The following is a 13,556-nucleotide window of genomic DNA, read 5'->3' as shown; positions in this document are numbered from 1 at the left end:
AGAGGGCATATTTTATGTGATTGACATGTTGACTTTTTATTTCATGTAAAAATTTTTTATGCTATAATAATAAACAATGGGATGTTACTTTATGGAGGAAGCTTGTATGCAAATAACAGGTACAATTAAAATGGATAAAAGAACTAAAAATTTAGTAAAAAGACTAAATTCTGGAGAAATAGCTATAATTGACCATAGAGATATAGATGAAGTGGCTGCTGAATCCTTAGTTGAAAAAAAAGTTTTGGCAGTCATAAATGCTGATAAGTCTATAAGTGGCAGATATCCTAACATGGGGCCTTCTATTTTATGTGAGGCTGGAATTCCAATTATTGACGATGTTGGGAAGGATATTTTTGATTTGTTGAAAGAAAATGACAAAATCACTATAATAGATAATGAAATATATAAAGATGGTGTGTTTATAAAAAGCGGGAAACTTCTTACAAAGGACGTTATAAACTATAAATTGCAGGAAAGTCGCGAAAACATAGGTGTTGAATTAGATAAATTTATTGAAAATACATTGGAATATGCAAAAAAAGAAAAATATTTTATTTTGGGTGGTGTTGAATTACCTAATACTAAAACTCGTTTTAAAAATAGACATGCTCTTGTGGTTGTTAGAGGAAAGGATTACAAAGAAGATTTGTTTACAATAAAACAGTATATTAACGATGTAAAACCGATTTTAATAGGGGTAGATGGAGGGGCAGATGCTCTTTTAGAGTTTGGCCTTGTTCCTGACATAGTCATTGGAGATATGGACAGTGTAAGCGATGAGGCTTTAAAAAAGGCTAAGGAAATTATTGTTCATGCCTATCCCGACGGAAGAGCGCCGGGCTTGGAAAGAGTAACGGCATTAGGCCTTAAAGCGGAAATTTTTAAGGCTCCAGGTACAAGTGAAGATATAGCTATGCTTTTGGCTTTTGAAAAAGGTGCTGACTTAATTGTGGCTGTAGGGACCCATTCCAGCATGATTGATTTTCTGGAAAAAGGGAGAAAAGGAATGTCAAGCACTTTTTTAGTGCGATTAAAAGTAGGAGAAAAATTAATCGATGCCAAAGGAGTAAATAAGCTGTACAGAGAAACTTTTAAAATTTCTTATATATTTAGCATTATACTGGCAGCATTGATTCCTCTTGGAGTAATAGCGTATTTTTCACCACCTATGCAGCAGCTATTGAAACTATTACAACTTAGAATTCGCCTTTTAATCGGATTTTGAGGAGGACTTTCTATGAATATAAATATTAAATACTATGTTTTGACAATTGCTTCTATTTTTATTGCTTTAGGAATTGGAATTTTTATAGGTTTTATGTTAGATGGCCAAAAAGTTTTTTCAGAGCAACAAACTGCAATTATAAACGAGTTAGAACAAAAGTTTAAGGATTTACAAACAGAAAATAATAATTTAAAAAACACTGTTCAAGAGTTAAATAAACAGATAGGGTATTACAATCAATATCATCAAATTATTTTTCCTGAGTTAGTAGCTGATAGATTAACGGGAGTGAAAGTAGCGATTATTGAAACTACAAATGAGTTTATATATTCTGGCATGAGAAATGCTCTTTTAAAGGCAGGAGCTACTATTGAGTCGATTACTGTTATAAAAGACAGTTTTGATACTGGCGATGAATTGGAAGTGCAAAATTTAATAAACTTCCTTTCTAATAAATATGGAGTTACAGTAGACGAAAAGCATTTGAATGAATTTGTAGTTTCAAAATTAGCTAATGCAATTGTAACAGGTCAGGATGTGGACCTTATTAATTATTTAAAGACAAATGGTTATATAGATTTTACAGGGATTCCAGGTAATACAGATTTTGTAATTATAGCTGGAGGAAGTAATAATAAAGATAATAATGTAGCTTCTATAGATATTCCCATTATAAAACAAGTGAAGCTACTTAATGTTCCTATTGTAGGTGTTGAACAAAGTGATACTAAATATTCCTATATTGATGCGTATAAAAAACAGCATATTTCCACAATAGATAATGTGGAGGATATAATAGGGCAGACGTCGCTTATAATGGTAATGGAGGGTAAAGAAGGCAATTATGGAATTAAGCAAAGTGCAATGAGCTTAATGCCAGATTCTTTTATGAATACTGACAATTCTACACATAATTCCTCTGCTAATTCTAAAAAGTGAGGGTAGATAGATGAAGAAAAAAGTTAGTGTGCTGATACCTGCTTACAATGAAGAAGAAAGAATAATTGATACCATAAAGGGATTAAAAGATGTTGAAGAAGTTGATGAAGTCATCGTAATAAATGATGGCTCAACTGATAGTACTGCTGAAAAGGCAAGAAAAGCAGGAGCTAAAATAGTCAATATGAAGAGAAATGTTGGCAAAGGGACAGCTTTAAAAGAAGGCTTGAAATATGCAAAAAATGATGTGATAGTTTTTTTAGATGCAGATGTAGGTCTTTCGTCACGAGAAGTCAAAAAACTTATATTGCCTGTTCTTGAGGGAGAAGCAGATGTTACAATTGCTAAATTTCCAAAGACAAATATAAAAGCTGGATTTGGCTTTGTTAAAACTTTAGCCAGAAAAGGAGTAAAATACTTTACAGGATATGAAATTGAATCTGTCTTGTCAGGTCAAAGGGCTTTTAAAAAAGAGGTTTTAGAGAGTTTAAAAACTTTTTATAAAGGTTTTGGAATAGAAGTTGGTATGACAATAGATATATTAAAGAAAGGGTATAAAATAAAAGAAGTAGAAGTGAATATGACGCACTCTGTTACAGGGAGAAACTTGAAAGGCTTCCTGCACAGAGGTAAGCAGTTTTGGGATATACTAAAAGTATTAGTGTATAAGTTGTTTTCAAAGAATATTAAAGAATAGCAGGTGAGATAGTGTTTTGGACTAAAATATTAATTCCTTTAATAATGACAGTTATAACAAAAAAGCTTTTTTATAGCATTATTAACAAGCCTTTGTGTTTGAAGGAAAACTATAAAAAAGTTATGATACCTGTTTGTGGTGGTATTGTATTTGTTCCTGCTTTATTTGTGTCAATTGTACTTCTCAATTTATTTGGAGTTAGAATAGAATATCAAGAGGTAATTTTATTGAGCTTATCACTGATTTCTTTTGTCGGTTTTATAGATGATGTATTAGGAGACAGAAGTGTAAGAGGGCTAAAGGGTCATATAACTATGCTTTTAAAAGGAAAGCCTACTACAGGCAGTTTAAAGGCTTTATCAGGAATTTTAATTGCTTTTTATGTGAGTTTTAATGTTGGAAAAAATAATATAGAGGAATTGATAATAAATACCTTGATAATTGCACTTTTTACGAATTTTTTAAACCTTGTAGACTTGCGACCTGGAAGATGCGGAAAAACTTTTTTGGTTATTTCTTTAATTTTTCTAATAATCGGGAAAACCCATCCCCATTTCTTAGTCTTGCTGACTATGATTCTTTTAGTGTATTTTCCAGAAGATTTAAAAGCAAATGTGATGATGGGGGACACTGGATCAAATGTTTTAGGAATGTCTTTGGGAATAAGCAGTATTCTTATTTTTGATTTATATGGCAAGTTGATAATATTGGCATTGCTAATTTTATTACATATTTTTGCAGAAAAATATTCTTTAACTGCTTTAATCGAAAAAAATAAATTTTTAAATTACCTCGATATGTTAGGAAGAAAAGGAGAAAGATAATGTGATTAGCGTTTATTTAGCTAAAGTAAGTAAAATTGTTGCACAAAGAGAAGGTATAACTGTTGTGGAAGTTGAGTCAGAGGGAGAAAAGGCGTTAGCTTTAAATTATGACGATATAACTGGTAAAATAGAAGTAGGAGATAAAGTTTATGTAAACCGAACTGCTCGCCTTTTAAATCTTGGGACAGGTGGCTATGACTTTATAGTTGTAAATCTCAAATACTCTGAATACGATGCTGTGGGAAATGGGCATATTATGAAATTGAGATACACGCCTTTTCAGATAAATATGTTGACTATGGAGGAGCAAAACAGTCCTTATCATACTGCTTTTGAAGAGTTTGAAAGTTTAGAAGATTTACCTGTAATAGTTGGAGAACTTCACAGTATGGTAGCGCCTGTAGCCCTAGTGCTAAAAAGTACAAATCCTGACCTTAAAATTACATATGTGATGACAGATGGAGGATGTCTGCCTATTAGTTTCAGCAATACAGTTTTTGAGCTTAAAAAGAGGGGAATAATAGATAAAACAGTTACAATTGGACATGCTTTTGGAGGAGATTATGAGTGTGTAAATATTTATACTGCTTTGATAGGTGCAAAGGAAGTGTTAAAAACAGATGTTGTTATAGTAGCGATGGGACCGGGAATAGTAGGCACAGGCACCAAATATGGGTTTTCAGGGGTAGAACAAGCCCATATAATAGATGCTACAAATAAATTAGGAGGTAAGCCTGTACTTATCCCAAGAATTGGGTTTAATGATAAAAGGCAGAGACATCAAGGGATTAGTCACCATACTATAACTGTTTTAGAGCTGTGTAACAGTTCCTGTGTTTTGACTTTTCCTACAATGGAAGAAGAAAAAGAAAAAATAATAAAGGAGCAGATAAATTCAAATCCTGTATTTTCGCGATATAAAATAGAATTTATTGAAGCTGAAATTATAAGAAAATACATAGAAGAAGCTGACTTTAACTTGTCAACAATGGGAAGAGGTTATGAAAAGGAGCCAGACTTTTTTAATGCTTGTGGAGCTGCAGCCCTTTATGTGTCTTTTAAATTATTGGAAAGCTGATTTAATTACTTCTCCTAAAGTTTTGTATTTTTTATTTAGTTTCTTTAATAAAAATAATAGTGTGGAAAATTTTCCAGCATAATAAAGAGTGTTTCCCACTATAATCATTTTTCTCACCTCATTTCTATAGTATATATTTATTGCTAAAATTATACATAGAAAGGAAGATGAATTTTGGAACAAAAAGAAGTTACAGTTAACACCAACAAGATTTTTGAAGGGAAAATAATAAATTTAAGAGTAGATGAGGTAAAACTGCCTAATGGAAAAGTTACTACGCGAGAAATAGTTGAGCATCCTGGCGGTGTATCCATAGTAGCAGTTAATGAAAAAGGAAAGATTTTATTAGTCAAACAGTATAGAAAACCTGCAGAGGAGTCTTTATTAGAAATACCTGCAGGAAAATTAGAAAAGGGTGAAGACCCTTTGATTTGTGCTAAAAGAGAGTTATTAGAAGAGACAGGTTATGAAGCAGGTTTTATAAAGCAGTTGATTACTTTTTATACTACTCCCGGTTTTTCTAATGAAAAAATGTATTTGTATTTTGCAAAAGATTTAAAAAAATACACTGCTCAACCTGATGAGGATGAATTTTTAGAAGTATATGAATATACTCCAGAGGAATTGTGGGAAATGATTTTACAAAATCAAATAAAAGATTCTAAAACGATAATTGGAATTTTATATTATTTAAAAATGAGGAGTAGTTTATGAGATTTTACGGAGATTTGCATGTTCATGTTGCAAGGAGTATAAAAGGAGCTCCTGTAAAAATTGCGGCCTCAAAAAATTTAACTGTTTTAAATATATTGGAAAAAAGTATATTAAAGGGAATTGATATAGTTGGCATTGTAGATGGTGCTTCTCCTCTTATTTTGGAGGAGCTAAAAGAATATATACAAGAAGGAATATTATTCTCCCTTGAAGAAGGAGGATTTAGGTATAAAAATAAAGTTACTTTGATTTTAGGCAGTGAAATAGAAATTGGCAAAGAGGAAAAGGGTTCTCCTCATTTAACATGTTATTTTAGAGATATTGAGAGTATTTCTTTGTTTTCTCAAGAAATTTCTAAATACATTAAAAATATAAATCTAAGCTCTCAACGAGTAAATCTTACAAGTGTGCAAGTTGTTGAAATCGCAGAAAAATACAGCGGGGTTGTGATTCCCGCCCATGTTTTTACTCCCTTTAAAAGTTATTATGGCAGTTCTACTGATAGGCTTAAATATGTCTTTAAAGATTTTTATCAATATATTTATGGAGTAGAGTTAGGCCTTAGCGCGGACTCTGATATGGCTGATCAGATTGAGGAGTTACAAAATAAAACTTTTCTTTCCAATTCAGATGCCCATTCTTTAGAAAAAATAGGCAGAGAGTTTAATGTTTTTGATATAAAAGAGGCAAATTTTGAGGAGATTTTGTTGGCTATAAAAAGAGAAAAGGGAAGAGAAATTGTAAAAAATTATGGCTTAAATCCTAAATTAGGGAAATACCACAGAACTTTTTGCTTGGATTGTGGCTATATTGCGAAGGAAGGACCTCCTGTAAAAAAATGCTTAAAATGTGGAAGTTCAAATATAGTTTTAGGTGTAAAGGACAGAATAGAGGAAATTAAAGATTATGATACAAAACATCCTCCTTTTAGACCTTTATATGTCTATCAAATTCCCTTAGAATTTATTCCTAATATTGGAGGTAAGACTATCGAAAAATTGGTGAATTACTTTGGAAGTGAATTGTATGCTTTGCATCATGTACCTTATGAAGAATTAGAGAAAGTGATAGGAACTTCAAAGGCATTAAATATTTTGAGAGGAAGAGAAGGGAAATTGGATGTTTCAGCGGGAGGAGGAGGAATATACGGCAAAGTTACTATAACTTAAAAGGAATATTGTCCCCTTTTGAATCATAAATTTAAATTAGCTTTATAAAAAATAGGGGGCAATATTCTTGAAGTTTTTAAAAGGAAATCTTTATTTGCATATTAAAAATAATTTTTTATTGTATGTGTTGGCTGTAATGTCTTTAATGATAGGAATAGCAGCAGGATCTTTTACTGTTAATAACCTCACTGACATACAGATGGAGCAAATAATAGGATATATTTCGAAATTTTATCAAATTGCAAAATCTGTAGACTTGAATTCTGCCCAAATTTTTAAACAATCCCTTCTAAATAATTTTGTCACTGTTTTTGTTTTATGGATTTTAGGGGCTACAATTATAGGGATTCCTTTTATATTTTTGCTTGTGGGGATAAGAGGTTTTATTTTAGGATTTTCTATTGGAGTTTTGATAAAAGAATTTGAAACAAAAGGGATACTACTCGTATTGATGGGAATTTTGCCTCAAAATATTTTTATCTTATTAGGAATCTTGTTTATATCTGTAACGGCTATTAATTTTTCTTTATATCTTTTGAAAAATCGCAAATTTTATTTAGAAGAATTAGTATCACAATTCGTATCTTATACTTTTATGGTATATGCAGGGTTTTTAGTTATATTAATAGGCTGCTTGATAGAATCTTATCTTTCACCTTATATATTACTTTTACCGATTTTTTCACCATAAAAGAAGGAAAATGACGATTTATGTTGAATATTTATAATTAATGGATTTATTATAAAATTCAAGAATTGTAGGGGTAAAGAATATGTTAAATAATGTGGTTGGGGAGTTTTTGGATTTTTTAACAAAGAACAAAAAACTGTCAAAAAACACTCTTGAATCTTATAACAGAGACATAAACCAGTTTTTAAATTATCTCGAAGAAATCGGAATAAACTGTTATAATGTCAAAAAATCGACAATATTAAATTATCTTTACTATTTGAAGAAAAAAGGCAAATCACAAGCAACTGTTTCTCGAAATCTTTCTTCTCTTAAAGCCTTTTATCATTATTTATTTATGAAAAAGAAAATAGAAGAAGACCCAACGTACATGATTAATACCCCGAAAGTAGAAAAAAAGCCGCCTACTACTTTAACAGTTGAACAGGTAGATATGTTACTTTCACTAGATTTTGGTGATGATGAAAAAGGACTTAGAGATAAAGCTCTTATTGAATTACTTTATGCTACAGGACTTAAAGTCTCCGAAGTTATTTCTTTAAAATTAGAAGATGTGAATCTCTCTTATGGCTATGTAGTTATTCGCTCTAATAAAGAAAGAGTTATTCCAATAGGCTCTCATGCAATTGAGGCCTTAAAAAATTACATTGAAAAAGGAAGAAAAGCAAAAAATGGAGAAAATACTCTTTTTTTAAATTTGCGAGGGCAAAAACTTACAAGACAAGGATGTTGGAAAATAATAAGAGAATACACTGATAAAATTAATCCTGGCTTTCCTGTTACTCCAAATACGCTAAGACAATCTTTTGCGCAGCATATGCTTCAAAATGGTGCAGATATTCGAGCTGTTCAAGAAATGTTAGGTTATCAAACAGATTTAAATACAAATTTACTTTCTTTAATTTCAAAATCAAAAATAAAAGAAGTTTATAATAAATTTCACCCTCGTGCTTAAAAATATAAAAAGTATAATATTCACCCTCCAGCGCAAAATAAATAGTGATGAGGAGGGTGATTTTATGTTTAAAAGGCTTTTAACATTATTAGTGAGTGTGATACTAGCTATTTCTTTTGTCTTAAATGGCACAGTATATGCTGATACTTTAAATTTAAAGTCAAAATCTGCTATTTTGATAGAGACTAATACTGGACAAATTCTTTATGAAAAAGATAGCCATAAGCCCTTGCCGCCTGCCAGTGTTACCAAAGTAATGACTCTTTTACTGGCGATTGAAGCAATAGATTCTGGTAAAATTAAAATAACAGATAAAGTTGTCACAAGTAAACATGCCTTTGATATGGGAGGTACACAAATATATTTAGAAGTAGGAGAGGAAATGACAGTAGATGATTTAATGAAGGCTATAGCGATGAATTCGGCAAATGATGCTTCTGTTGCTTTAGCTGAGTATATTGCGGGTACAGAGGAAAATTTTGTTGAAATGATGAATAAAAGGGCTAAGGAATTGGGAGCAAAAAATACTACTTTTAAAAATGCAACTGGACTACCTGAGGAAGGGCACTTGACAAGCGTATATGATATTGCAATGATTTCAAGGGAATTAGTAAAACACGAGAGCATATTTAAATATCTAACCAATAAATTAGATTCTTTAAGAAATGGAAAATTTAGTCTCATAAATACTAATAAATTATTATGGCGCTATAAAGGAGCAGATGGTATTAAAACAGGATCTACTTCGGAAGCACTTTATTGTATGGCAGCAACAGCTAAAAGGGGAGATACAAGGCTAATAGCGGTGGTATTTGGAGCACCTGATTCTGAGACGAGGTTTAGTGAAGCGGCTAAGTTATTAGATTACGGATTTGCTAATTATGAAAGTGTAAAAGTAGCTTCAAAGGGGCAAAGTTTTGGCAACGTCAAAGTTTTTAAAGGAAAAAAGCAGGCTGTTAGTGTTTTGTGCCGCGATGATGAGTATATACTGATTAAAAAAGGAGAAGGTAAAAATATAAAAACAGAGGTGGAGCTAAAGAATGCTGTATTAGCTCCTCTGGCCAAAGAGGTCCCAATAGGCACTGTAAAAATAACACAGGATGGCAAGATTATAAAGACATTTAACATATATCCTCAGGAAACAGTAGAAAAAGCGAACTTTTTTGAAAATCTCAATAAAGTTTTTATTGGTTGGCTAAAATATCAGTAATTTACTTTAAGCACTAAACAGTCGTTTAGTGCTTTTTTATATTTTTTAGAAAAATATCACAAAAAAGGAGGAATTTTAAAATTTACATCGAATATAATAGGGGGAGGTTGATAAAATGAGAGTAAAATTTGCAAAAAAAGGGGATGCTTTGATAGTAAAAATTGAAGGTGAGTTAGACCATCATGTGGCGGAGAGCATAAAAAGTGTTATTGATGACGAGTATGAAAAAAAGTCGTGTAAAAATTTAATTTTTGATTTTAAAAATGTAAATTTTATGGATAGTTCAGGAATTGGCGTTATAATAGGAAGATATAAAAAAATCAAAGAGAATAATGGTAAGGTAGCTATAGTAAATGCCAATAATCAATTACATAAAATTATTGAAGTTTCTGGATTGTTGCGTATAATTAAATGTTATAATGACATTGAAGAAGCCTTAAAGGAAATATAGAAGGGGGATTATCATGGAATACACAAACATGATGGAGTTAAAATTTTTAAGTAAGTCGCAAAATGAGTCTTTTGCAAGGACTGTTGTTGCAGCTTTTGCTGCTCAACTAGATCCGACAATTGAGGAAATTGCAGATATAAAAACTGCTGTTTCAGAAGCAGTTACTAACTGCATAATTCACGGATATGAGAATAAAATCGGCATCATTACTATTAAAGCTTTTATTTCAGGTAACAAAATAACAATTGAAGTCATAGATGAGGGAAAAGGGATTGACGATATTGAGAAAGCTATGCAACCTCTTTTTACTACTCGCTTAGAAGAAGAGCGAGCAGGAATGGGTTTTACTGTCATGCAGACCTTTATGGATGAATTAGAAGTTGAATCAACTCCAGGAAAGGGAACTCTTGTCCGAATGACAAAGTATATAAGGTCTGATAAATGAGGTGACTTTATGAAAGAAGGGAATTTTGAAAAAAGTGATGAGAATTTGGAATTGATAAGAGCGGCACAAAAAAATGATAAAGAAAGCTTGGAAAAATTAATTTTAGAAAATAGTGGCCTTATTTGGAGTATTGTTAAAAAGTTTTCTAATAGAGGGTATGAATTGGAGGATTTGTATCAAATAGGTTGTATAGGTTTTGTAAAGGCAATTCAAAAATTTGATGAATCTTACAATGTAAAATTGTCAACCTATGCAGTACCTATAATAATGGGAGAAATTAAGAGATTTCTAAGAGATGATGGATTAATAAAAGTGAGTCGTTCTTTAAAGGAGCTTTCTACAAAAGCTTTTTATGTTAAAGAGATTTTAAGCAATGAATTAAATAGAGAGCCAACTATTAATGAAATTGCTGAAAGATTAAATGTAAGTCCTGAAGAAATTGCTATGGCTTTTGAATCGGCTGCTACTGCTGAGTCATTATATGACAACGCAACTCATGACGAAGATGACAGGCTTTTAATTGAAATGGTGAGTGAAGAGGAAAAAGAAGTTGATATAGACGATAAATTAGCTTTACAGATGGTTATAAATAAACTTAAACCACGAGAAAAACAAATAATATTTTTGAGATATTTCAAGGATATGACGCAGATGGAGGTGGCAAGTGTTTTAGGAATTTCCCAAGTGCAAGTATCTAGAATTGAGAAAAAAGTTTTACAAAAACTAAGAAAAGAATTGGAAGAAGTGTAGTATTTTAACACAAATACTACACTTTTTTTGAATTAATTTTGCTTATCTTCACATACTAATAATGGCTGGTGAAATGAAAATGAAAAAGATGTTAATTATAATCGTGGCAATATTGCTAATTTTTGCTGTTAACTATTTTTATATGCATAAAACCAATAAAAAAATACCTGACAGTGCTGATTTGGTATATAAGGGAGGAGGAAATTGTATGGCAGTTGTGAAAGTATTAAATGTTGTAGGGGATTCAACAGTGAGCTGGGAAGATGCAATACACAAAGCTGTAGAAGAGGCAGCTAAGTCTATTGACAATATATCAGGAATTGAAGTTGTCAATCAAACAGCAAATGTAAAAAACGGTAAAATAGTAGAATATAAAGCTAATATACAAATAGCTTATAGAGCAGATAAAGAATTAGGTTGAAAATAAAGGAGCACCGTCTATGGTGCTCTTGTCATAAGGAAGGGTGAAATTAATGGAAAGAGATGTAAAAAAAGAGCAAGAATATAAAAACATAGCACAGAAATATGAGCCTAAACCTGCTTTGCTTAAAAACGTAGTGATGGCTTTTGTAGTAGGAGGATTGATAAGCGACATAGGGCAGTTCTTTTTAAATTTTTACCTATCAAGAGGTTATTCTATGCAAGATGCCAATACTCTTGTATCAATTACTATGGTATTTCTTGGGGCTTTTTTAACTGGAATTGGGGTCTATGACGATATAGGGAAGTTTGCAGGGGCAGGTTCTATAGTGCCAATATCAGGTTTTGCAAATTCTATTGTGTCACCGGCAATGGAGTTTAAAAGGGAAGGTTTTGTTTTTGGGGCGGCAGCAAAGATGTTTACAATTGCAGGACCTGTTATTGTATATGGGGTCAGTACTTCAATTATTATAGGTTCGATATATTATTTTTTAAAGTAAAAGGGGAAGTTAGATATGGCAAAAAAAAAATTAGGCACACAAACTGTTAAGTTTAAAAATCCTCCTTCTATAATAGCTGGAGGCACTATTGTAGGACCTAAAGAAGGAGAAGGACCTTTAAGAGATTATTTTGATATGATTTTAGTAGACGATACTTATGGAGAAAAAAGTTGGGAAAAAGCAGAGTCAAAAATGTTTCAAGATGCTGTAAATTTAGCATTAAAAAAGGCCAATCTCAAGATTTCAGAAATTGATTACCTATTAGGTGGTGATTTGTTAAATCAAATTATAAGTGCAAATTTTGCTGCGCGACAACTGAATGTGCCACATTTCGGATTGTATGGTGCTTGTTCTACTATGACAGAGGGATTGACTTTAGGGGCTATGCTTATTGATGGAGGCTATGCTGACTATATAATAGCGGCAACTTCCAGCCATTTTTCTACTGCAGAAAGACAGTTTAGATATCCTTTAGAACAAGGCATTCAAAGGCCTTTTACTTCACAGTGGACGGTGACAGGTGCAGGAGCTACAATTTTAGCCTCCACAGGAGAAGGCCCTTATATTACCCATGCTACTACTGGCAAAGTTGTAGATTTGGGGATGAAGGATGCCAATAACATGGGAGCGGCAATGGCACCTGCTGCAGCAGATACAATTATCACTCATTTTACAGATACAGGTTTTACAATAGAAGACTATGACCTTATTATGACGGGAGACATGGGAAGAGTAGGGAGAGACATACTTTTAGAGTTATTATATAAAGAGGGCTATGATATAGAGAGTAAGTATAAAGATTGTGGAATAGAAATTTTTGATGAATCACAAGACGTTCACTCTGGTGGCAGCGGTGCGGCTTGTTCTGCAGTGGTTTTGAATGGATGGCTGTTATCTCAAATACAAAATGGAGTCTATAAAAAAGTTTTATTTATGGCGACGGGAGCTCTTTTATCTCCTACCAGCAGCCAGCAAGGGGAATCTATTCCTGGGATTGCCCATGCTATTACAATATCGACAACATTATAAGGAGGTCAATATGGATTATATAAAAGCGTTTTTAATGGGAGGTTTGATTTGTGCTATTGCACAAATTTTGATTGATAAGACTAAATTGACTCCTGCAAGAATATTAGTAACATATGTGACATTAGGAGCAATACTTGGAGGCCTTGGAGTTTATAAAAAATTGATAGATATAGGTGGTGCAGGAGCTACAATACCCCTTTTGGGCTTTGGAAATTCCCTTGCCCAAGGTGTAATAAAAGCTGTTGAGAAAGATGGATTGATTGGAGTTTTTACAGGAGGATTGACAGCCACTGCCGGAGGAATTTCTGCTGCAGTATTTTTTGGGTACATTTTTTCTTTAATTTTTAATTCAAAGACTAAGAAATAAGTATAGGTTAATGAATTTTAACTTATACTTATTTTTTTATCTTTTCCTATGGTATAATATAAAAAGCAAGGAATTATTTTGTTGGTAAA

The 13,556-nt window shown here is 32.1% G+C and carries 17 protein-coding genes; all 17 read left to right on the top strand.

Annotation, left to right across the window (positions count from 1 at the left end; genetic code table 11):
* Positions 1-106 precede the first annotated feature (106 nt).
* The 17 genes from steA (at position 107) to spoVAE (ending at position 13,467) form a co-directional block, all read left to right on the top strand.
* Positions 107-1,228 (top strand): putative cytokinetic ring protein SteA, encoded by a 1,122-nt coding sequence (steA, locus tag M663_RS0105815; protein ID WP_003871238.1) that lies wholly within the window; start codon positions 107-109, stop codon positions 1,226-1,228.
* 12 nt (positions 1,229-1,240) lie between these two features.
* Positions 1,241-2,167: a copper transporter gene (locus tag M663_RS0105810; protein ID WP_003871239.1), complete on the top strand. Its 927-nt coding sequence runs from the start codon at positions 1,241-1,243 to the stop codon at positions 2,165-2,167.
* Between the two features lie 10 nt (positions 2,168-2,177).
* Entirely contained in the window at positions 2,178-2,864 is a 687-nt protein-coding gene (locus tag M663_RS0105805; protein WP_029688280.1) for a glycosyltransferase family 2 protein, read from the top strand.
* An 11-nt stretch (positions 2,865-2,875) separates the two neighbouring features.
* Entirely contained in the window at positions 2,876-3,688 is an 813-nt protein-coding gene (locus M663_RS0105800) for a UDP-N-acetylmuramyl pentapeptide phosphotransferase (protein WP_029688279.1), read from the top strand.
* A 1-nt stretch (position 3,689) separates the two neighbouring features.
* Positions 3,690-4,766 carry a DUF3866 family protein gene (locus tag M663_RS0105795; RefSeq protein WP_029688278.1) on the top strand — a complete coding sequence of 359 codons (1,077 nt, stop codon included), beginning with the start codon at positions 3,690-3,692 and terminating at the stop codon, positions 4,764-4,766.
* A gap of 174 nt (positions 4,767-4,940) precedes the next feature.
* Positions 4,941-5,480 carry an NUDIX hydrolase gene (locus M663_RS0105785; RefSeq protein ID WP_029688277.1) on the top strand — a complete coding sequence of 180 codons (540 nt, stop codon included), beginning with the start codon at positions 4,941-4,943 and terminating at the stop codon, positions 5,478-5,480.
* Positions 5,477-6,649 carry an endonuclease Q family protein gene (locus tag M663_RS0105780; RefSeq protein WP_029688276.1) on the top strand — a complete coding sequence of 391 codons (1,173 nt, stop codon included), beginning with the start codon at positions 5,477-5,479 and terminating at the stop codon, positions 6,647-6,649. The genes M663_RS0105785 and M663_RS0105780 overlap by 4 nt, the downstream gene beginning before the upstream one ends.
* A gap of 67 nt (positions 6,650-6,716) precedes the next feature.
* Positions 6,717-7,340: a stage II sporulation protein M gene (gene spoIIM, locus M663_RS0105775; RefSeq protein ID WP_003871246.1), complete on the top strand. Its 624-nt coding sequence runs from the start codon at positions 6,717-6,719 to the stop codon at positions 7,338-7,340.
* Positions 7,341-7,422: 82 nt separating this feature from the next.
* On the top strand, positions 7,423-8,295 hold the full coding sequence (locus M663_RS0105770) for a site-specific tyrosine recombinase (protein WP_003871247.1): 873 nt from the start codon (positions 7,423-7,425) through the stop codon (positions 8,293-8,295).
* Positions 8,296-8,359: 64 nt separating this feature from the next.
* Positions 8,360-9,505: a D-alanyl-D-alanine carboxypeptidase family protein gene (locus M663_RS0105765; RefSeq protein WP_029688275.1), complete on the top strand. Its 1,146-nt coding sequence runs from the start codon at positions 8,360-8,362 to the stop codon at positions 9,503-9,505.
* A 115-nt stretch (positions 9,506-9,620) separates the two neighbouring features.
* Complete coding sequence (gene spoIIAA, locus M663_RS0105760) at positions 9,621-9,956, top strand: anti-sigma F factor antagonist (RefSeq protein WP_004396318.1); 336 nt, start codon at positions 9,621-9,623, stop codon at positions 9,954-9,956.
* Between the two features lie 13 nt (positions 9,957-9,969).
* On the top strand, positions 9,970-10,401 hold the full coding sequence (gene spoIIAB / locus M663_RS0105755) for an anti-sigma F factor (protein ID WP_003870635.1): 432 nt from the start codon (positions 9,970-9,972) through the stop codon (positions 10,399-10,401).
* Between the two features lie 9 nt (positions 10,402-10,410).
* Positions 10,411-11,151, top strand: a complete 741-nt coding sequence (gene sigF, locus M663_RS0105750) for an RNA polymerase sporulation sigma factor SigF (RefSeq protein ID WP_003870636.1) — start codon at positions 10,411-10,413, stop codon at positions 11,149-11,151.
* A gap of 61 nt (positions 11,152-11,212) precedes the next feature.
* Positions 11,213-11,572 carry a dodecin family protein gene (locus M663_RS15840; RefSeq protein WP_004396317.1) on the top strand — a complete coding sequence of 120 codons (360 nt, stop codon included), beginning with the start codon at positions 11,213-11,215 and terminating at the stop codon, positions 11,570-11,572.
* Positions 11,573-11,624: 52 nt separating this feature from the next.
* On the top strand, positions 11,625-12,071 hold the full coding sequence (spoVAC, locus tag M663_RS0105740; RefSeq protein ID WP_029688274.1) for a stage V sporulation protein AC: 447 nt from the start codon (positions 11,625-11,627) through the stop codon (positions 12,069-12,071).
* 15 nt (positions 12,072-12,086) lie between these two features.
* On the top strand, positions 12,087-13,100 hold the full coding sequence (gene spoVAD / locus M663_RS0105735) for a stage V sporulation protein AD (protein WP_029688273.1): 1,014 nt from the start codon (positions 12,087-12,089) through the stop codon (positions 13,098-13,100).
* Between the two features lie 10 nt (positions 13,101-13,110).
* Complete coding sequence (gene spoVAE, locus M663_RS0105730) at positions 13,111-13,467, top strand: stage V sporulation protein AE (protein ID WP_003867997.1); 357 nt, start codon at positions 13,111-13,113, stop codon at positions 13,465-13,467.
* The last annotated feature ends 89 nt before the right edge of the window (positions 13,468-13,556 follow it).

Source organism: Thermoanaerobacter sp. A7A, from assembly GCF_000445185.1.
Classification (GTDB): Bacteria; Bacillota; Thermoanaerobacteria; order Thermoanaerobacterales; family Thermoanaerobacteraceae; genus Thermoanaerobacter.
The sequence above is the reverse complement of the archived record's forward strand: the minus strand, read 5'-3'. Positions and strand labels throughout refer to the sequence as shown.

Coding starts and splice junctions, on each gene's coding strand:
- M663_RS0105770 (WP_003871247.1), top strand. CDS start 7,423: ATGTTAAATAATGTGGTTGGGGAGTTTTTGGATTTTTTAACAAAGAAC.
- M663_RS0105765 (WP_029688275.1), top strand. CDS start 8,360: ATGTTTAAAAGGCTTTTAACATTATTAGTGAGTGTGATACTAGCTATT.
- spoVAD (WP_029688273.1), top strand. CDS start 12,087: ATGGCAAAAAAAAAATTAGGCACACAAACTGTTAAGTTTAAAAATCCT.
- sigF (WP_003870636.1), top strand. CDS start 10,411: ATGAAAGAAGGGAATTTTGAAAAAAGTGATGAGAATTTGGAATTGATA.
- spoIIAA (WP_004396318.1), top strand. CDS start 9,621: ATGAGAGTAAAATTTGCAAAAAAAGGGGATGCTTTGATAGTAAAAATT.
- spoVAC (WP_029688274.1), top strand. CDS start 11,625: ATGGAAAGAGATGTAAAAAAAGAGCAAGAATATAAAAACATAGCACAG.
- M663_RS0105780 (WP_029688276.1), top strand. CDS start 5,477: ATGAGATTTTACGGAGATTTGCATGTTCATGTTGCAAGGAGTATAAAA.
- steA (WP_003871238.1), top strand. CDS start 107: ATGCAAATAACAGGTACAATTAAAATGGATAAAAGAACTAAAAATTTA.
- M663_RS0105805 (WP_029688280.1), top strand. CDS start 2,178: ATGAAGAAAAAAGTTAGTGTGCTGATACCTGCTTACAATGAAGAAGAA.
- spoIIAB (WP_003870635.1), top strand. CDS start 9,970: ATGGAATACACAAACATGATGGAGTTAAAATTTTTAAGTAAGTCGCAA.
- spoVAE (WP_003867997.1), top strand. CDS start 13,111: ATGGATTATATAAAAGCGTTTTTAATGGGAGGTTTGATTTGTGCTATT.
- M663_RS0105810 (WP_003871239.1), top strand. CDS start 1,241: ATGAATATAAATATTAAATACTATGTTTTGACAATTGCTTCTATTTTT.
- M663_RS15840 (WP_004396317.1), top strand. CDS start 11,213: ATGGCTGGTGAAATGAAAATGAAAAAGATGTTAATTATAATCGTGGCA.